This window comes from Bradyrhizobium sp. (assembly GCF_049581145.1).
Lineage (GTDB): Bacteria > Pseudomonadota > Alphaproteobacteria > Rhizobiales > Xanthobacteraceae > Bradyrhizobium.
Map to the genome: position 1 here is coordinate 1 of NZ_JBAURI010001293.1, position 18,715 is coordinate 18,715.

An 18,715-nucleotide genomic window follows, 5' to 3' on the forward strand; every position below is an offset into this window, starting at 1 on the left:
CCATACCTACAATGTGTTCGTGACCTCGCACGGCCTGATCATGATCTTCTTCATGGTGATGCCGGCGATGATCGGCGGCTTCGGCAACTGGTTCGTGCCGCTCATGATCGGCGCGCCCGACATGGCATTCCCGCGCATGAACAATATTTCGTTCTGGCTGTTGCCGGCCGCCTTCTCGCTGCTCATCATCTCGACCTTCGTCGAGGGCGAGCCCGGCTCCAACGGCGTCGGCACGGGCTGGACCATGTACGCGCCGCTCTCGACCTCGGGTCATCCGGGACCCGCGGTCGATTTCGCCATTCTGGCGCTGCATCTGGCCGGCGCCTCCTCGATCCTGGGCGCCATCAACTTCATCACCACGATCTTCAACATGCGCGCGCCCGGCATGACGCTGCACAAGATGCCGCTGTTCGTGTGGTCGATCCTGGTGACGGTGTTCCTGCTTTTGCTGTCGCTGCCGGTTCTGGCCGGCGCCATCACCATGCTGTTGACCGATCGCAATTTCGGTACCACCTTCTTTGCCGCTGACGGCGGCGGCGATCCGGTGCTGTTCCAGCATCTGTTCTGGTTCTTCGGCCATCCCGAAGTCTACATCCTGATCCTGCCCGGCTTCGGCATGATCAGCCAGATCGTCTCGACCTTCTCGAAGAAGCCGGTGTTCGGCTATCTCGGCATGGCCTACGCGATGGTCGCGATCGGCGGCATCGGCTTCGTGGTGTGGGCGCACCACATGTACACGGTCGGCATGAGCTCGGCGACGCAGGCCTATTTCGTCGCCGCCACCATGGTGATCGCGGTGCCGACGGGGGTGAAAATCTTCTCCTGGATTGCCACGATGTGGGGCGGCTCGATCGAGTTCAAGACCCCGATGCTGTGGGCGATCGGCTTCATCTTCCTGTTCACGGTCGGCGGCGTCACCGGCGTCGTGCTGGCCAATGCCGGCGTCGATCGCGTGCTGCAGGACACTTATTACGTGGTCGCGCACTTCCACTATGTGTTGTCGCTCGGCGCGGTGTTCGCGATCTTCGCCGGCTGGTACTACTGGTTCCCGAAGATGTCGGGCTATATGTACAACGAGACCATCGGCAAGGCGCACTTCTGGGTCACCTTCATCGGCGTCAACCTGGTGTTCTTCCCGCAGCATTTCCTCGGCCTGGCCGGCATGCCGCGCCGCTATGTCGATTATCCCGACGCCTTCGCTGGCTGGAACCTGGTCTCCTCGATCGGCTCCTATATCTCCGGCTTCGGCGTCCTGATCTTCATCTATGGCGTGATCGACGCTTTCGTGCGCAAGGAGCAGGCCGCCGACAATCCGTGGGGCGCCGGCGCCACCACGCTGGAATGGACGCTGTCCTCGCCGCCGCCGTTCCATCAGTTCGAAGTGCTGCCGCGCGTGCAGTGAGCAAAAGCAAGCGGCGCCCCGATTGGCGTCGCGTCGTTTTGAGAAGCGAGCAGAATCTTGTCGGTTGTCGATCAGAACGCCCTTGAATTTGCGCCACGGATTTCCGAGGCCGATGTCGGCGACTATGTCGCGCTGCTGAAGCCGCGGGTGATGTCGCTCGTGGTCTTCACCGCGCTCGTGGGCCTTGCCATGGCGCCCGGGCATCTCCACCCGGTGCTGGCGTTCACCTCGCTGTTGTGCATCGCGGTCGGCGCCGGCGCCTCCGGCGCGCTGAACATGGCGCTCGAAGGCGACATCGACGCCAAGATGTCGCGCACCGCCAACCGGCCGATTCCGCGCGGCCGCATTACGCGGCCCGAAGCGATGGCGTTCGGCATGACGCTGGCGTTCTTCTCGGTCATGACGCTTGGCATTCTCGTCAACTGGTATGCTGGCGCGCTGCTCGCCTTCACCATCTTCTTCTATGTCGTGATCTACACGCTGTGGCTAAAGCGCTGGACCGCGCAGAACATCGTGATCGGCGGCGCCGCCGGCGCTCTGCCGCCGGTGGTCGCCTGGGTCGCCGCGACCGGCTCGATCTCGGTCGAGCCGGTGCTGTTGTTCCTGATCATCTTCTTCTGGACGCCGCCGCATTTCTGGGCGCTGGCGCTGTTCCGTTCCGACGATTATGCGCGCGCCGGCATACCGATGCTGCCGGTGGTCGCCGGTCCCGACGCGACGCGGCTGCAGATCCTGCTCTACACGGTGGTGCTGGTCGCAGTGGCCGCCGCGCCCTGGCCGCTGGGCTATTTCGATGCGGTCTATGGCGTGACTTCGCTGGTGCTCGGCGCCGGCATGCTGGCCTTCGCGATCAACGTCTATCGCCGCCGCGAGAAGAGCCAATCGCTGCGCGCCACGCGAAAACTGTTCGCCTTCTCCATCCTCTATCTGTTCGCGCTGTTTGCGACGCTGCTGCTCGAAGTCGTCGTCCGCACCGTCGCGCCGGGATTCGGAACTTGGTTCGGATCTTGGTTCGGATAGGGGCGCATGGCACGCGAATGTCGAACCCGCATGAACCGGACGGTATCGTCCTCACCGAGGCGCAGAAGCGCAGCCAGCGCCGCCGTTCGATTGCGATCGCGCTCGCGCTCGGCGTTCTCGTCATGCTGTTCTTCGCGGTCACCATCGTCAAGGGCCCGGCCGTGCTGAACCGGCCGCTGTGATCGAGGTCATGTGATGGACACCGAGACCCGGACGAGCACGACAGCGCAGGCCGCGACAAAGCGGGCCGGTGCGCCGCGACTCGGCCGCGACGTGCTGGTTGCTGCGAGCTGCGGCCTTCTCGTGGCGCTGATGGTCGGCGCCTCCTACGCGGCGGTGCCGTTCTACAACTGGTTCTGCCGCGCCACCGGCTTCAACGGCACGACCCAGATCGCGACCGCGACGCCGTCGACGGCGCCGCTCGATCGCAAGATCGCGGTTCGCTTCGATGCCAACGTCGCCGGCGGCCTGCCCTGGAAGTTCGAGCCTGAGCAGACCGAGATCGAGGTCAAGATCGGCCAGGTCGTCACCGTGTATTACACCGTGACCAACCGGTCGGCGCGGACCACGGTCGGGCAGGCGGCCTATAACGTCGCTCCGCTTACGGTCGGTTCCTATTTTGAGAAGATCAACTGCTTCTGCTTCACCGAACAGACCATGGCGCCGGGCGAGAAGCGCGAGATGCCGGTCGTGTTCTACGTCGATCCCTCGATCACACGCGATTCCGACAACGACACGCTCAACACCATCACGCTGTCCTACACTTTCTATCCCGTGCGCGACGCCACCCCGAAGCCGGTCACCACGCGCGAGCCGGGTAGGGCCAAGGAAGACATGGGAACTCTCTGAACGGAAGCCTTCAAGATCTCCGGGGGGACTTCGGGGATCGGATTTTTTTGATGAATATGTGCCGAATCCACCGGCACCGCTAATGGGGAGACCGCAATGGCTACGGCGCAAGTCAAGCACCACGACTATCACCTCGTCGATCCGAGCCCGTGGCCGATCGTCGGCTCGGTGTCGGCCTTCGTCATGGCCGTCGGCGCCATCTGCTGGATGCACCATCTGTTCTCCGCAGCCTGGATGGTATTCGCGCTCGGCGTGGTCGGCGTGCTCTACACCATGGCGAGCTGGTGGGGCGACGTGATCCGGGAGGCGCAATACAAGGGCGATCACTCCCGCGTGGTCCAGATCAGCCACCGTTACGGCATGATCCTGTTCATCGCCTCCGAGGTGATGTTCTTCGTGGCCTGGTTCTGGGCCTTCTTCAATTCGTCGCTGTTTCCGGCCGATGCCGTGCATGCCGCCCGCGACGCGATCTTCGGCTGCGGCGCCGGTACCCAGATGGGCGCCTGCAGTGTGCCCGGCACTTGGCCGCCCAAGGGCATCGAGGCCTTCGATCCCTGGCATCTGCCGCTGCTCAACACGCTTCTGCTGCTGACCTCCGGCACGACCGTGACCTGGGCGCACCATGCGCTGCTCGAGGACGATCGCCAGGGCCTGAAATACGGCTTGATCCTGACCATCCTGCTCGGCGCCTGCTTCACCTGTGTGCAAGCCTTTGAGTACAGCCATGCGGCGTTCGGCTTCTCCGGCAATGTCTACGGCGCCACCTTCTTCATGGCGACCGGTTTTCACGGCTTCCACGTGCTGGTCGGCACCATCTTCCTGATTGTCTGCCTGGCGCGGGTCTATGCCGGCCATTTCACTCCGACCCAGCATCTCGGCTTCGAGTTCGCCGCCTGGTACTGGCACTTCGTCGACGTGGTGTGGCTGTTTCTGTTCATCTGCATCTATGTCTGGGGCACCGGCGGCGGCCGGCTTGTCGGCGCCGAGTAATCTGTTCTCAGCCGTGCTACAAGGGGCGGCCGCGAGGCCGCCCTTTTTGTTTCCAGCAAGAGATCGAGCGCCCATGCCGGACCAGACATCGCCGACGCTGAGCGAGACCGCGCTGCGCGGCATCGCCTGCAAATGCCCGCGTTGCGGCAAGGGTAAGCTGTTTTCGGGATTCCTGACGCTGCGGCCCCGCTGCGAAGCCTGCGGGCTTGACTATGCCTTCATCGATGCCGGCGACGGGCCTGCGATCTTCATCATCCTGATCGCCGGCGCCATCGTGGTCACCGCGGCGCTGATCGTCGAGGTGAAATACCAGCCGCCGTTCTGGGTGCATGCCGCGCTGTGGCTGCCGCTGACGCTCGCCGTGACGCTGTGGCCGTTGCGCGCGATGAAGTCGCTTTTGATCGCGCTGCAATTCCATCACAAGGCCGCGCCGGGCCAGCTGATAGACCGCGCGCCGAAATGACCGGGGGCAACGCGCGCGGGCGCCGCGGCTTTGCGGTCTTCACCCTCGTCATGGTGGCGCTGTTCGTCGGCCTTGGCGTCTGGCAATTGCAGCGGCGCCTCGCCAAACATGCGCTGATCGCAGCCCTCACCGAGCGGCTCGCCGCCGCGCCCGTGCCGCTGCCGCCAGCCTCGCAATGGGGAGGGCTGACGGCCGCGAGCGACGAGTTCCGCCGCGTCGGCTTCGTCGCGACCTATGCGCGGCGGCCGGACGCCATGGTCTATAGCTCCGGCTCGGCAGTGCGCGCGGATATTTCCGGACCGGGCACCTGGGCCTTCCTGCCCGCAGCCCTGACGTCGGGCGAGACCGTCGTGATCAATGCCGGCTTCGTGCCGAACACCATGCAGGAGCGTTCGGCCGAGGATCGCGCGGTAGCCCCGCTGATCACCGACCGGCCCGTGACCCTGACCGGCTATCTTCGCTTTCCCCAATCCGCCGGACTGCTGACGCCCGCGGAAAATACCGCCAAGCGTCTGTGGTTCGTGCGCGATCATCGCGCAATGGCGCACGCGCTCGGCTGGGGCGCGGTGGCGCCGTTCTACGTCGATCTGGAGACGCCGGTGCCGGACAATGCCATTCCGAAGCCCGGCCCGCTCGAGGTCCACTTGCCGGACGATCACATGCAATACGCCATCACCTGGTTCGCGCTGGCCGGCGCGGTGGTGATCGCGTTCGCGGTGTGGATGCGAGCCCAACCACGCGCGGTTCGGCCTCACACGTAGGGCTTGCCAATCGGGCACGAGTGCTGCGCCACCGTCTTGAGCGGATTGCGCCTGCGAATCCATGGCGGTTGCGCCATCGGACTTTTGTGCGAAGACCTTGGCATGAGGACCTACAAAAGATCCCGCGGTTGATTTCTGGAAAGTAGCGCTGGAAGCGTCATGCAACTTATGCCGTTTTGTCAATCAATTCCCGGGGAGAGATAGCTGCTCTGCAACAATGATCGATTTTCTTTTTCGCGCGCCGCGACTAATGTTCGTGCCAGTGAGGTTTGCAGCGTCAGAGCTTATGCTGAGAGCTTATGCTGAGAGCTTATGCTGAGAGCTTATGCTCAGAACAGATGCTCAGAACACATGCTCAGGACACAACGGCCAGTCCGCGTGAAGATGAATACTGACAAGTTCGCGATGGCCTGTTGTGCCGCGCTTTTGATTGGTGTGTCGGGCGTTCCCAAGGTTCAGGCAGAGCCGCCCGATCTGAGCGGGGTTTGGCTTCCGGACATCAGGGATCAGAAGCGTCAGGAAACGGCCAATATGCCGCCCTGGAAGCCGGAGATCCTGCCGCAGGTCAAGCACCTGATTGCCGAGGAAAAGGCTGGCCGGCCGTTTCTGGTGCTCAGCCATTGCCTGCCGCATGGCATGCCGAGCTGGATGCTGATCATGCACAACGCGTTCGAGTTGCTGGTCACTCCCGGCCGCATCACCATGCTGGGCGAGGTCGACGGCAACCGCATGCGGCGAGTCTACATGGACGGCCGCCCGCATCCCGAAGACCCCGACCTGTCGCTTCACGGTCACTCGATCGGGCGTTGGGAGGGCGATACGCTGGTGATCGACACCACCGCGATCGTGCCGCAGGCCTATATCGCGATCAGCGAGGCGGTCGGCATCCCGAATGACGGCGACATGCACGTCGTCGAGCGGTTGCATCTGGCGCAGCCGAACGTGCTCGACGACGACCTCGAAATCACGGCGCCGAAGGTTCTCGACGCGACCTGGAAGACGACGCGGATTTTCCGTCGCTATCCCGAGCGTCACTATGAGATCACCGAGGGCGAATGCGCTCAGGAAGATCTGATCCCGGGCAAGGATGAGTTCGGCAACGACATCTTCGTTGCGAACCCGCAAGGCGCCTACGGCTCGGTCCACACACAGAAATGAGGAAGATCGCGATGTCGCCGAAAGTCGTCATTCTTGCCGCGGCCCTGGTTCTGGGACCTGGCGGCATCGCAGCGGCACACCATTCGAATGCGGCCTATGATGCCGATCATCCGCAAACCATGGAAGGTACCGTCAAGCAGGTGAACTGGACCAACCCGCACATTACCTTCGTGATCGAGAAGGACGCCAAGGATGGCCAGCCCGCAAGCACATGGGTGCTCGAAGTATCGAGCCCGGGCGTTTTGACGCGATCGGGTTGGACCAAGCGCTCGCTGCAGCCGGGAGATCACGCGGTGTTCCACTATCTGCCACTTCGCGACGGCAATGCCGGCGGCTTTCTGCAGAAGGTCAACCTGCAGAATGGTCAGGAACTGACCTACAGCCTGACGCCCGCCGATCAAGCCGAATAATGATCTGATGATTGACGTCGGGCAGGTCGGGCTTTCCAAATGGCTGGCGGCAACGCAGCTGAGCCACACCATCCAGACCACGACCTGGATCATTCCATCGCTTCAGACCATTCACATCCTGAGCGTTGCCGCGGTGTTTTCCGCCGTGGTCCTGGTGGATCTTCGGATCTGGCGATTGCTTCAGCGCGACGAGCCGCTGCCCGACGTGGCGAGGCGCTTCCTGCCGACCATTTGGCCGGTGCTGCTCATCCTCCTGGTCACGGGAAGCCTTCTGATCATCGGTGAGCCCCGCCGTTCCCTGATCAACCCGACCTTCTATCTCAAGATGGCGCTGCTGGCGGTTGCGATCGTGCTGACCGCGGGGCTGCAGGGGTCGATATCGTCATCGCCGAATTTCTGGGACGGGACGCGCGGGCGCCGCATCGCGGGCCGCGTGGCCGCCGCCGCCTCGATCCTGGTCTGGTGCGGCATCCTGTTCGCCGGCCGCTGGATTGCCTATACCCAGGCCGGATGATGCTTCAGGAATTCATCTCGTATTTCGAGGATAGCGGACTGGCGGACAACATTCGCGAGAACGACCTGCTGTTCCCGCTGATCGAATCGGTGCATGTGGTCTCGATCTGCCTCGTGGTCGGTACCATTCTGGTCGCCGATCTCCGATTGCTCGGGCTTGCCTCGGTCGACCGGCCGGTGAGCCGGGTCATCAACGGCGTCCTTCCCCTCACCTGGTGCGCGTTTGCGCTGGCCGTTGCCTCGGGCAGCCTGATGTTCGTCTCCAACGCCACCAAGTACCTGGCCAACGGCTATTTTGTCGCCAAGCTTTTCCTGATTGTGGTGGCCGGCCTGAACATGGCGGTGTTTCATGTCGTCAGCGCCAGGGATCTGCCGCAATGGGAAAAGGCGAGAACGCCGCCGCTGTCGGCGCGGCTCGCCGGGGGATTGTCCATCCTGCTCTGGATCGCGGTGGTCGCGTGCGGGCGCTGGATCGGCTTCACGATGCAGGTTCAGTAAAATGGTCAGCCTCCGCTTTGCTCTCGGCGCCAGCCTCGCCCTTCTCGTCAGCTTAATTGCCGCATCGCCGTCGAACTCCGAAGACGCTGGCGCGACGCCGCCCTTTCAAGCCCATGTCGACATGAAGACCTTCATGCAGCATGTCCTCAGTCCGGCCGCGGCGAGCATCTGGAAGGTCGACGGCGTGATGATCGACGACAAGGGCGAGCATGATCTCTCGCCGAAATCGGAGGATGACTGGGAACAGGTGGTGAGCGGTGCGGCGACCCTGGCGGAAGCGACCAACGCGCTGATGATTCCGGGGCGGGGGCTCGATCCGCAGTGGAATCGCTATGTCAAGAAATTGGCGGACGCAGCCGACAAGGCCTATCGCGGCGCCGAGGCGCATGACCTGAAATCCGTCTCCGAGGTCAGCGCCCAGCTCGACGGCGTCTGCGCGGCCTGCCATCGCCACTATGGGCTCGAATGACTGGCAAGGCTGTCAGCGAGCCGGCCAGGATCTGAACAGCCTGCGATCGCCGGGTGCGGCGAAGCCTTGTCACCACGCGGAGCGCGTCTTGCTCGCGCCATCATGGACCAAGACCATCACCGCCAACGCGGCAACGACGTAGTCGGCTCCATTCATCTGGATTCATCTCGCGGGCTGACTGCCGGCAGCGGCGGCCACAGCTTGGCGCTCAGTGGTACACGATACGCAGGAAACACCTCGACGCGTTTCGATCCTTCCGCACCGTCCCGTCGCTCAGTCGTCCCGCCTTATCTCAGGCTTGTCATACAGGACAGCGTTCAGCAGCGAACTATGAACCTCGATCTTTCCGTTATAGGTAATGAAGCCGAGCTTGCGAAACTTGTTCATGAAAAAGCTGACGCGCGAGCGGGTTGTCCCGATCATCTCCGCCAGCGTTTCCTGGCTGACCTGTGCCGTGATGGGCTGTGGAGTACCTTCCTTGCCGAAATTTGCCAGCAGCAGCAGAAGGCGCGCCAGCCGCTTTTCGCTTGAATTGAACAACTGGTCGATCAGGTCTTCTTCGATACGGCTGTTGCGACTGAGAAGGTATGCCATGAACAGCTCGGAAAACTTCGGCTCGCTCTTGAGCGCCGTCAGCATGCCGGCTTTCGTGATGGACGTGATCAGGCAATCCTCCATGGCCATCGTCGTCGAGATCCGCAGGGCATGGCCGTTGAGACATCCTTCGCCGAAGAATTGTCCGGCCTCCAGGATTCCCACGACTGCTTCTTTGCCCTGTTCGGAGACGACGAAAACCTTGATTCTACCCTTCTGAATATAGAAGACCGCATCCGCGGCGGCTCCCTGCGCAAAGACGATCTGGTTCTTCTCGAATGTCAAAATGGTCTTGCCGTCGCCGACCCTGGCGAGAAACAGCTTTGGATCAAATACGCGTTTTGCCGTCTTTGGCATGAAGCTCGCGGCCCCCGATTGCGGACTTTTGTTTATCAGAACCGATACGCATCGTGTTGACGAAGTTGGCTGTTTGCGGCTGGCATCGCCCGACTTGGGAAGCGCGCCCCGCGAGATGCGCGTAGCCTGCACCAAGTACCGATCTCGCGGCCGCTTGATGGAAGAGCGGACGTCGGCTGCTCTACCTGAAGTCCGCGCCAGCCAATTCGTAGCGGTCCTTTCGACCCCGTGAATGCAGGCCTGCGGCCTTCCGGCAAATCAGATCACGGTGTGTATCGAACGCGCCGGCAAAATCCTCTTCGTCATGGTTGAGACGGGGTTCCACCCTCTCCAGCGCACCGACAGCGACGAAGAACGAATATTCGATCGATGTGTCATATCCCCAGAACCGGACAGCCTGCCGGGTTCGGTCATAACTCCGGCTGTGATTTGGAAATGTCGGGGTCATGGATCTCCCTCAGGTTGCATCGCAAAACCATCGATGCAGTGCGAGAATCAACGCATCTCTCAAATTCAATGAAAGTCGGGCGCCACCGGTCGCATTCGAGAATTCACGATGCGGTTTGATGTGGCTCGGATGAGCTCAGTGCATGATAACCGTTCGATACTGATCCTTCATCAGCGCGGCGTCCAGCTCCGTCTGGCTGATGGCTGCAAGCTGAATCTGTCGTTCCGGACCATAGAGCGCGGGCGTCTGAAATAGCGTTGCCACGCGCCGATAGCAAACCCTCGACAGTCCTTCGATCGATTCATCGTCGATGACCACGACATACTCGCCGGCGGGCTGAATGCCCTCCACGTTGTGAAGGGTGAATGGACTACTGAACGAAACGGTGGTCCGGGTTGTCCTGACGGTCAAAGCGAATCTCCTGGACCAACCTGTCGCGCTGGTGGTCAAACCCAAATCGGCGGATGCCATGGCGAAACTTAACTGTCTGCGAACCTATCCTGCGCAGCCGGTTCGCGCTGAGCAAAATTGCACACGTTTTTCCATAGAACGGTCAACACCGATCAATGCACGCTGCAATGCACAAACAAGCGGCACTGAGCAATCTTGTACAGACCGTTTCGCGCTGCGGATTTATCGTCAAGCTTGGGTCGACGTACTCAATCGGTTGCGGCCGTATAAAGGCTGCTCCATAGCTCGATGGTGAGCGGGACCGTCGAGCTGACTCCCTATCTGTCCAGTCTTTGCACAGCCATATCCTATTCGATGATCAGCGACGATCAGGCCATTTCGATCGCAGTCCGGGGCGAAGGGGGCAACGTGGACCGCCGCAAGGCGGAGAGCCTCGGATTGATCGTCGCTGAACTCGTGATCAACTCGCTCAAGCACGCATTCCCCGGTGTCGCGAGCGACGGACTGATCGTCGTGGCCTTCGATGCCGGCAAAACGGAGTGGCGGCTGTCGGTGTCCGACAATGGGAAGGGCAAGCAGAAACATGCCGGTATCGCCGAAGGCGGACTCGGGACCGGCATCGTCGCGGCCCTCGCCAGCCAACTCGGCGCGGAGGTCATCACGGAAACCGGCCCCCAAGGCACCTCCGTTTCCGTCGTGGCAAAAAGACGCGGCTCATTCGGATTCGTCGGGCAGCCTCTCGAGTAAGAGGCGGCGCAGAGCGCCGCCATACCCGCACAGCCCGCGGGAACCAATGGTGCCCGTGCCGCTTGGTGACAGGCGACCGGATGCGATGCCCCCATAACATCCGATGAATGACGGCCCCAGCTCGCCCCCCGGGCTGGGGTCGTTTTGTTTCGGGCATTCCGGATCCATCACCGGCGAAAGCCGTCCCGAGTTCGACATTGCAGGCCTTTAGGTATCGCCACGTTTCGTGCAACTCCGGCGGACGCGGCTTCGAGACCAGGAAATACCCGAGCTTTGAGAGTGAGCAATATTGCTCAGCAAAATCTCGCGAAACGGGTCAATATCCCACCAGGGGCGGACCGAATCGGGACCCGGAATGAATCCGAGGGCTGCATTTTTAACGGCCGGGCGCTTGCGGGTCGGCTCGGCGCGATCGGGTTACCTCGTTCCGGCCTCGCTTTCGTGGTCGCCGCGATTGTCATCGTTCGCCGTCAAGACGGCAACATCGATGGTTGACAGCATGAATGCCACCGTGGCACTGGCTCTGGTGGGGCAGACAGGCCGCGCTGGCCAATGCGACGGGGTCTCTACCGCTCAGCAGCCGTTCGACGCGACAGAAGAACGCTTCCAAAGGTCGACGGATCTCCACCCGCCTTCCAGCCAACTCGACAAGCAGCTTACGGTTTTGAGTGGTCCCGCAGAATTCATTGCCGGCGGCCGTTCCTTCAACACATGCGGAAAGCAGCCTAGACATGGTCCAGAGCACGCCGGAAATCCGCAAATTGGCTCAGTCGCTCGCGCATTATCGCGAGCCGAACAGTGTGCGCGGCGTGTTCGAACTGGCGGTCACGACGGTGCCGTTCCTTGCCATTTGGGCTTTGATGTGGGCGGCTCTTGACCACGACTATTGGATCGGCCTGCTGCTGGTGCTCCCCGCGGCGGGCCTGCTGGTCCGGCTGTTCATGATCCAGCACGACTGTGGACACGGCTCGTTCTTCCATAGCCGTCTTGCAAATGACTGGGTCGGTCGAGCCATTGGTGTCATGACGCTCACCCCATATGATTACTGGCGGCGGACCCATGCGCTCCATCACGCTAGTTCCGGCAATCTCGATCACCGCGGTGTCGGCGACATCGACACGTTGACCGTGCGTGAGTTTCTCGCCCGGTCTCGGTTGCAGCAGCTCCTCTATCGCCTGTACCGGCATCCGCTGGTGATGTTTGGCATCGGCCCCACCTATTTGTTCATCCTGCGGCACCGTTTGCCGATGGGAATGATGCGTGCCGGCCGGGGCCCCTGGCTCAGCACAATGGGCACCAACGCCGCTATCGCTTTCCTGGTCGCCACGATGATGTGGCTGGTGGGCTTTGGGCCGTTCCTGCTTGTGCACCTGCCGATCATGATTCTGGCGGCGTCGATCGGGGTCTGGCTGTTCTATGTCCAACACCAGTTTGAGGACACTTCGTGGTCCCGCGATGGGACCTGGAGTTTTCATGAAGCTGCGCTGCATGGCAGCTCCCACTATCACTTGCCAGGTGTTCTGCGCTGGTTCACTGCCAATATCGGCATCCACCACATCCACCATTTATGCAGTCGCATTCCCTGCTACCGTTTGCCGGATGTGTTGCGCGACCACCCCGAGCTTGCTGCCGTCGGACGAATCACCATGCTGCAGAGTTTGCGGTGTGTGCGGATGACCTTGTGGGACGAGAGGGAACGGCGACTCGTTTCGTTTCGAGAGGCGGGCATGCGTCGATCGATGCACATGGACAAGAATCAGCACTCCCTGGCGCATGCGGAATTGTGAATCCGGAACACCCGCGCAGGCACCGGCTCGACCGTTGACAAATCGAGCTGACGGAGCGTCCCCTCCTGCGGCCTCAGCCTTGCGACCTCTTCTCGGCGGCACGATGCCCCGGGGATCCAATTGGCCGATACGCCTGGGATTGGACCCCGAGATCGGGCTATCGCGGTTTGATGCCGGCTTATTTGTGCGCGTGGCCTCGTTATTCGGTCGTTGATCTCCATATCCATGTTCTCCCGATCGACCATGGTTATTGATCGGACTGCGCCGAGACTATCGACGAAAGGGCACGGCATGTTCAAATCGCAGCAATATCGTGCCCAGGCAGCCGAGTTCGGTGAACTGGTCAGGAGTTCGACCGGGCCGGACGAAAGCCGAAAGTTTGAAGAACAGCAGGACCGGCTCGCCTCGTTGGCGGATAACGAGCAGGGGCTGGCTGATAACTATGACAATGCGGTGCGGGTCGCGGAGCAGGACCGCTCCCGCGGCATGGACCTTGCGAACGAAGAAGAGCACGTGCTGCGCTGTCTTGGCGCGGCCGTCATCATGCAATGGAATGCCCTGCCGACCGCGCTGCAACGGGAGATTTTCGACACTGCCGGATCGGTCGGAAAGCTGCTGGAGACAGCGGCGCTTCGCGGGCAGATCGCTCGATTTCTGCACAAGCATAAGAACGATGCGCCCTGCAACAAACTCTGACCGAAAGCGCGGCTCGGATGTGAGATCGGACGCCGCGGATCTGTCGCGGCGGGGCAACGCGGGAGGCGCGGTTCGACGCGTATCTGAACGGACACGGACAACGGGAGGATGCTACTTGCGGAATTCGGTGTGGACGACGGATCAGGTGGCATCGACTGAGTGAACCGGTGCGCCAGCCCTTGCCTGCTTCATTCAATAGACTGAGGTGAGTTCGGTCAGGCGATCGACGATATCGACCCACGGCATGTCACTTCGATATGCGCGTCACGAGTGAGGATAATCATGACGCCGCTGCGCCGTATCGCCGTTATCGGCAACTCGCTTCCCCGCCGCTGCGGAATTGCAACTTTCACGACCGACCTGCAGAGGGCGATATCGACCTCGCGCCCGAATCTGGAGACCTGCATCGTGGCGATGACCGACCGCGGTCAAGCCTATGGTTATCCGCCTTCCGTCGCCTTGCAGATCAAGGACGACGACATCGAAGACTACAGGCGGGCAGCCGAATTCCTCAATGCCGGACGGTTCGACATCGTGTGCCTGCAGCACGAATTCGGGATTTTCGGCGGCGAGGCCGGCGCCGATATCCTGGTGCTGCTGTCGCGCCTCACCGTGCCGGTGGTGACCACCTTCCATACGGTGCTGGCCGATCCCACCGCTGCGCAACGCGCTGTCATGGAGGGCGTCATCGATGCCTCGGCCAAGATCGTGGTGATGGCCAACAAGGGCCACGAGTTGCTGCGCAACGTCTACCAGGTGCCTGACGACAAGATCGAGGTGATCGCCCACGGCATTCCAGACGTCGCCTTTGTCGCGCCCGATGCGGCGAAGGCCAGGCTCGGATTTGGCGGCAAGTCGGTCATTCTGACGTTCGGCCTGCTATCCCCCAACAAGGGCATCGAAGTCGTGATCGATGCCATGCCGCGGATTCTGCAACGCCGCGCGGACGCAGTCTATGTGGTGCTCGGCGCGACCCATCCCAATCTGGTTCGAGACCAGGGCGAGACGTATCGGGAGAGCCTGATGGCGCGCGTGCGCGAGCTCGGCGTCGAAGACCGCGTGGTATTCCTCGACCGGTTTGTCGATCAAGCGACCCTGCTCGAATTCATCTCGATGTGCGACGTCTATGTCACGCCCTATCTCAACGAGGCGCAGATGACGTCGGGGACATTGGCTTATAGCTTTGGGCTGGGGAAGCCGGTGGTCTCGACGCCCTATTGGCACGCCCGCGAACTGCTGACGGACGGACGCGGCGTTCTGGTGCCTTTCGGCGACGCCGCGGCGATCGGCAGCGAAATCGCGGAATTGCTCACCGACGACGCGCGCCGGCAGGCGATGTGCCGGCGTGCCTATGCGGTCAGCCGCACGATGACATGGCACCGCACCGCCGAGCGCTACATGTCCGTCTTCGAGCACGCCAGGCAGGCTCACGTGCCCAAGGTCCTTGCGCGCGCCGATGCGCTTGCGCCCGAGCCACGCAGCCGCGCGGCGCCTGACATGCAGATCGGACATTTCCTGGCGATGTGTGACGATACCGGCCTGTTCCAGCATGCGGTGCATTCGGTGCCCGATCGCGCGCACGGCTATTGCGTCGACGACAATGCTCGCGCCTTGCTGTTGGCCTGCGCCCTCAACACCCCCGGCGAGCAGCGCCTGTCGGACGTCTTGACCGCCCGTTTTGCGGCCTTCGTGCAGCACGCGTGGAATCCCGACACCGGTCGTTTTCGCAACTTCATGGGCTTCAATCGAACCTGGCTTGAAGACAAAGGCTCTGAAGACAGCCACGGCCGAACGCTTTGGGCCCTGGGTGCAGCCGCGCGCGGCGACGCAAGCCCGTCGCGGCGCCGGTGGGCTGTTGCCTTGTTTGCCGAGGCATTGGCGACCGCCGAGAGCTTTCGTTCACCCCGGGCGTGGGCTTTCACGTTGCTGGGATTGGACGCCTATTGCACCGTTGCTCCGGATGATCTGCGCGCCAGGAAGGTTCGGCATGCCCTTGCTGACAGACTGATATCGTGCCTCTCGCTGGTCGAGACGCCCGACTGGGTGTGGTTCGAGGAGGGACTCGCCTACGACAACGCGCGCCTGCCGCAGGCGTTGATGCTCGCAGGCGTGGCGACGCAAAGGCCTGACTACCTCGCTGCCGGATTGCGATCGCTACGCTGGCTGATGACGCAACAGACCACCTCGGCAGGTCATTTCCGACCGGTCGGCACCACGGGCTTCGGCGAGCTGCGGCAACGCCCCCGTGCCTTCGACCAGCAGCCGGTGGAAGCAACCGCGACGATCGCCGCCTGCCTCACGGCATGGCGGGCCGAGGGCGACGTCGAGTGGAAAACCATGGCCAAGCGCGCTTTCGCCTGGTTTCTCGGCAGCAACGATCTCGCGGTGGCGCTGGTCGATCCACGCACCGGCAGTTGCCGTGATGGATTGCACCCCGATCGCGCCAATGAAAATCGCGGGGGCGAGTCGGTTGTGTGCTATCTTCTCGGACTTGCCGAGATTCGTCAGCTTGCGCGCGTCGACACTCCCCTGACGAAATCCGGCGTATTGCGCGCGGTGGGCGCCTGAATCTCACCCCCTTAACCCAGCCAGCCGAGGCCACCTTGTCGCAAGCCCCCTTCCTGAATCGGCAGGCGCTCTACCTGCGTCCCGACCCCGCGCGCGTGATCGTGCGGCCGTTCAAGCCGGCGACCGAGCCGCGCGACCTGAATCCGACCGACAAGATGCGCGCAAATCATATCGTCGACCGCGTTCTTGCTCTCGACTCGGTAGCGGCCGACGCCGAACTTGCGGACGTCCTGGATAATTTCCAGGGACGGCATCGCAACCTGCTGGAGACGTTCGACGCCCGCGCCAAGGAGATGGAGGAGGCTTTCGCCGCGCATGGAGCGTTTTCGAAGATCCAGCGCCGATTGGTTGGCGCCTATTTTCTCAATGAATATTCGTTCGAAGCCTCTGCCTTGTTCAACCCCAGCATCGTGCCGCACCCCGATCAATCGGATGTGCCGAATGGCGGCGTGCGCTTCATTCTCAGCCTGCGTGCGATCGGCGAAGGGCATGTGTCGTCTCTGACGTTTCGGACCGGCATGATCGCAGCCAATGGCAGCCTCAGCATCGATCCGGCGGCGCGCCTTGCGTCTCTCCCCCGCATCAGCCAGCGCATCGCCGCGCCGGACGGCGATCGTGTCGAGTTGATCTTCAAGCCCGAGGAAGATCTGAGCGAGCGCGTGCTGTTTCCCGTCACCGAATCCCAATCGAACGGTATCGAGGATGCGCGCTTCGTCGAATTCGATGACGGCGACCGCAAGACCTATTACGCGACCTACACCGCCTATAGCGGACGGGCGATCCGCTCCGAATTGATCGAGACCCGCGATTTCATGTCATTCCGGCTGGCGCCCTTGAGGGGAGCTGCGGCACGCAACAAGGGCATGGCGCTGTTCCCGCGCAAGATCCGGGGCAAGTACGCCATGATCGCGCGGCAGGACAATGAGAACCTCTATCTGATCTATTCGGACGACCTCTACACATGGGACGGCGGTGAGGCCGTCATGAAACCGGAATTTCCCTGGGAGTTCGTGCAGATCGGCAATTGCGGCTCCCCGGTCGAACTCGATGAAGGGTGGCTGCTGCTGACGCACGGTGTCGGGCCGGTGCGCAGATACTCGATCGGCGCGGCGCTGCTCGACAAGAGCGACCCGTCCAAGGTGCTGGCGCGCACGCGCGAGCCGTTGTTGCGACCCGAACCATCCGAGCGCGAGGGCTATGTGCCCAATGTCGTCTATACCTGCGGCGCGATGCGGCACAACGACCTGATCATCTTGCCCTATGCGGTGTCGGACACCTTCTCCAATTTCGCGACGATCAGGATTTCGGCGCTGCTGCGATCGATGAAAGCTTGATCGCGCCGCGTGGGGTCATCGCGCCATCGCCCGTTGCCAAGTCAGAGGAAAAGTCAAAGGAGCCCGCGTGGCCCGTGAAACGAGTTACTTCGTGCAGTCATTCAATGCCGGCAGGGGCGGACACCTGAAGGCCGACGCTCCGATCGCCTGCAAATCGGCCACGCGTGCGCTGCAGACTGCGGAGAGACTGGCGCTGAGCAAATCCAGTGTCGTCGCCTTCTCGTCCACAGGCGACCCGGAGATGGGCGACTATGACGAGGAACCCCAGGTCATTTTTCGCAAAGGCCAGCTTCCGTCGGCCTTCGACTGAGCAGGCAAAGGAGCCAAGACATGAGCGAGCGCCTCGAAACGTTGAACAAGGCCCGTGATCGTATGGTCGAGGACAGGGACGCGCACGCGAAAGTGCTGGCCGCTCCGTTCGACAGGGACAAGGCCGAGCGGGCGCGCAACAAATTCATCGAGATTCAAGTGCTGATCGACGCGCTCGACCGGGCGATCAGCGGAGAGAACGTCATCTCGCCAAAAGCTGAGCTCGCCTGAGTGGAACCGAAACGGACCTTGACGGTTACTTCCCCGGAACTTCAATGCAGGGAGCGTACGCCATGGACAAGGATCGAATTGCCGGCTCGGCGAAGGATTTCGCGGGCCAAGTCGAGGGTAGTGTGGGCGATCTCGCCGGTGACGCCAAGACCCAGGCGTCAGGCCGCGCCCGCGAGACCGCGGGCGTGGCGCAGAACCTGTACGGCCAGGCCAAGGATGCCGCGCGCGACGCGACCGATGCCGCCGTCAGCTACGCCAGGGACGCCTACGACAACAGCGGCGACACCTTCCGCGACGGCTCGCAGGCGCTGGCGAAAAAGGTCCAGGAGAATCCGCTCGGCTCGCTCTTGATCGCAAGCGCGGTCGGCTTTGCCCTGGCGCTGTTCATGACCCGCTCGCCAAGCCGGCCGCAGCGGCGCTCCCGCTATTACTGAGCCGGCGTTCCGACGGATTGGCCGTGTTCTGGGTTTGACGTTGGATCTTGGAGGTTCGATCGTGAGTGACGAGATTCCGCTGGCCCCCATCGCCTATGAAGGCCTCGACCCCGTGCCGGAGCCGAAATCCACCATCGCGGAGGTTTCTGACGCGGTGAAAGGCACGGTGAATCGCGTCACCGGGGCGATCGAAGCCGGCCGCAAGCCGGGAATGCCCCTCAGCATCCTGAGCAATATTGCCCGCGAAGCGCCGCTTGGTTCGCTGT

General features: G+C 62.3%; 24 protein-coding genes. 21 read left to right on the top strand and 3 right to left on the bottom strand.

The genetic code is table 11. The annotated features are described in order from the left end of the window. The 12 genes from ctaD to WCB02_RS41290 all read left to right on the top strand — a co-directional run. On the top strand, positions 1–1,402 hold a 1,402-nt coding region (gene ctaD, locus WCB02_RS41235; protein ID WP_423968580.1), incomplete at its 5' end, for a cytochrome c oxidase subunit I. A gap of 57 nt (positions 1,403–1,459) precedes the next feature. Continuing rightward, the gene (locus tag WCB02_RS41240; protein WP_423968583.1) at positions 1,460–2,422 is read left to right on the top strand and encodes a heme o synthase; all 963 of its coding nucleotides are present in this window, start codon (positions 1,460–1,462) and stop codon (positions 2,420–2,422) included. A 17-nt stretch (positions 2,423–2,439) separates the two neighbouring features. Further along, on the top strand, positions 2,440–2,604 hold the full coding sequence (locus WCB02_RS41245) for a CoxF protein (protein WP_423968586.1): 165 nt from the start codon (positions 2,440–2,442) through the stop codon (positions 2,602–2,604). A gap of 13 nt (positions 2,605–2,617) precedes the next feature. Continuing rightward, complete coding sequence (locus WCB02_RS41250; protein WP_423968588.1) at positions 2,618–3,271, top strand: cytochrome c oxidase assembly protein; 654 nt, start codon at positions 2,618–2,620, stop codon at positions 3,269–3,271. 96 nt (positions 3,272–3,367) lie between these two features. After that, the gene (locus WCB02_RS41255) at positions 3,368–4,261 is read left to right on the top strand and encodes a cytochrome c oxidase subunit 3 (RefSeq protein ID WP_423968590.1); all 894 of its coding nucleotides are present in this window, start codon (positions 3,368–3,370) and stop codon (positions 4,259–4,261) included. A 73-nt stretch (positions 4,262–4,334) separates the two neighbouring features. Next, positions 4,335–4,724 carry a DUF983 domain-containing protein gene (locus WCB02_RS41260; RefSeq protein ID WP_423968592.1) on the top strand — a complete coding sequence of 130 codons (390 nt, stop codon included), beginning with the start codon at positions 4,335–4,337 and terminating at the stop codon, positions 4,722–4,724. Then, positions 4,721–5,485 (top strand): SURF1 family protein, encoded by a 765-nt coding sequence (locus WCB02_RS41265; protein WP_423968594.1) that lies wholly within the window; start codon positions 4,721–4,723, stop codon positions 5,483–5,485. Before WCB02_RS41260 ends, WCB02_RS41265 begins: the two co-directional genes overlap by 4 nt. 384 nt (positions 5,486–5,869) lie before the next feature. Further along, on the top strand, positions 5,870–6,643 hold the full coding sequence (locus WCB02_RS41270; RefSeq protein ID WP_423968597.1) for a hypothetical protein: 774 nt from the start codon (positions 5,870–5,872) through the stop codon (positions 6,641–6,643). A gap of 11 nt (positions 6,644–6,654) precedes the next feature. Then, entirely contained in the window at positions 6,655–7,053 is a 399-nt protein-coding gene (locus WCB02_RS41275) for a DUF6152 family protein (protein ID WP_423968599.1), read from the top strand. 7 nt (positions 7,054–7,060) lie between these two features. Next, a complete protein-coding gene (locus tag WCB02_RS41280) occupies positions 7,061–7,567 on the top strand; it encodes a DUF6644 family protein (RefSeq protein WP_423968601.1) in 507 nt (168 codons plus the stop codon). After that, on the top strand, positions 7,564–8,064 hold the full coding sequence (locus WCB02_RS41285) for a DUF6644 family protein (RefSeq protein ID WP_423968603.1): 501 nt from the start codon (positions 7,564–7,566) through the stop codon (positions 8,062–8,064). The genes WCB02_RS41280 and WCB02_RS41285 overlap by 4 nt, the downstream gene beginning before the upstream one ends. Position 8,065: 1 nt before the next feature. Continuing rightward, positions 8,066–8,533 (top strand): hypothetical protein, encoded by a 468-nt coding sequence (locus WCB02_RS41290; RefSeq protein ID WP_423968605.1) that lies wholly within the window; start codon positions 8,066–8,068, stop codon positions 8,531–8,533. A 273-nt stretch (positions 8,534–8,806) separates the two neighbouring features. Here WCB02_RS41290 and WCB02_RS41295 read toward each other — a convergent pair whose 3' ends face one another. The 3 genes from WCB02_RS41295 to WCB02_RS41305 all read right to left on the bottom strand — a co-directional run bounded on the left by WCB02_RS41295 (position 8,807) and on the right by WCB02_RS41305 (position 10,403). Further along, on the bottom strand, positions 8,807–9,484 hold the full coding sequence (locus WCB02_RS41295) for a Crp/Fnr family transcriptional regulator (protein WP_423968631.1): 678 nt from the start codon (positions 9,482–9,484) through the stop codon (positions 8,807–8,809). Between the two features lie 181 nt (positions 9,485–9,665). Continuing rightward, positions 9,666–9,932, bottom strand: coding sequence for a DUF1488 domain-containing protein (locus WCB02_RS41300; protein ID WP_423968608.1), 267 nt, complete (start codon positions 9,930–9,932; stop codon positions 9,666–9,668). Between the two features lie 135 nt (positions 9,933–10,067). Beyond that, the gene (locus WCB02_RS41305) at positions 10,068–10,403 is read right to left on the bottom strand and encodes a hypothetical protein (RefSeq protein ID WP_423968610.1); all 336 of its coding nucleotides are present in this window, start codon (positions 10,401–10,403) and stop codon (positions 10,068–10,070) included. A 231-nt stretch (positions 10,404–10,634) separates the two neighbouring features. On the opposite strand from WCB02_RS41305, the gene WCB02_RS41310 reads away from it, so the two are divergent. From WCB02_RS41310 to WCB02_RS41350, 9 genes are all read left to right on the top strand, one after another. Next, the gene (locus WCB02_RS41310) at positions 10,635–11,090 is read left to right on the top strand and encodes a sensor histidine kinase (RefSeq protein ID WP_423968612.1); all 456 of its coding nucleotides are present in this window, start codon (positions 10,635–10,637) and stop codon (positions 11,088–11,090) included. A 731-nt stretch (positions 11,091–11,821) separates the two neighbouring features. Beyond that, positions 11,822–12,877: a fatty acid desaturase gene (locus WCB02_RS41315; protein ID WP_423968614.1), complete on the top strand. Its 1,056-nt coding sequence runs from the start codon at positions 11,822–11,824 to the stop codon at positions 12,875–12,877. Between the two features lie 291 nt (positions 12,878–13,168). Then, positions 13,169–13,573 (top strand): hypothetical protein, encoded by a 405-nt coding sequence (locus WCB02_RS41320; protein WP_423968616.1) that lies wholly within the window; start codon positions 13,169–13,171, stop codon positions 13,571–13,573. 282 nt (positions 13,574–13,855) lie between these two features. Next, complete coding sequence (locus WCB02_RS41325) at positions 13,856–16,141, top strand: glycosyltransferase family 4 protein (RefSeq protein WP_423968617.1); 2,286 nt, start codon at positions 13,856–13,858, stop codon at positions 16,139–16,141. A gap of 35 nt (positions 16,142–16,176) precedes the next feature. Then, entirely contained in the window at positions 16,177–17,475 is a 1,299-nt protein-coding gene (locus WCB02_RS41330) for a glycoside hydrolase family 130 protein (protein ID WP_423968620.1), read from the top strand. Positions 17,476–17,542: 67 nt separating this feature from the next. Further along, complete coding sequence (locus WCB02_RS41335; protein ID WP_423968623.1) at positions 17,543–17,785, top strand: hypothetical protein; 243 nt, start codon at positions 17,543–17,545, stop codon at positions 17,783–17,785. 20 nt (positions 17,786–17,805) lie between these two features. Further along, positions 17,806–18,015 (top strand): hypothetical protein, encoded by a 210-nt coding sequence (locus WCB02_RS41340; protein ID WP_423968625.1) that lies wholly within the window; start codon positions 17,806–17,808, stop codon positions 18,013–18,015. 62 nt (positions 18,016–18,077) lie between these two features. After that, a complete protein-coding gene (locus tag WCB02_RS41345; protein ID WP_423968627.1) occupies positions 18,078–18,449 on the top strand; it encodes a CsbD family protein in 372 nt (123 codons plus the stop codon). Between the two features lie 61 nt (positions 18,450–18,510). Continuing rightward, positions 18,511–18,715 (top strand): hypothetical protein (locus WCB02_RS41350; protein ID WP_423968629.1); only part of this gene is annotated, 205 nt, incomplete at its 3' end.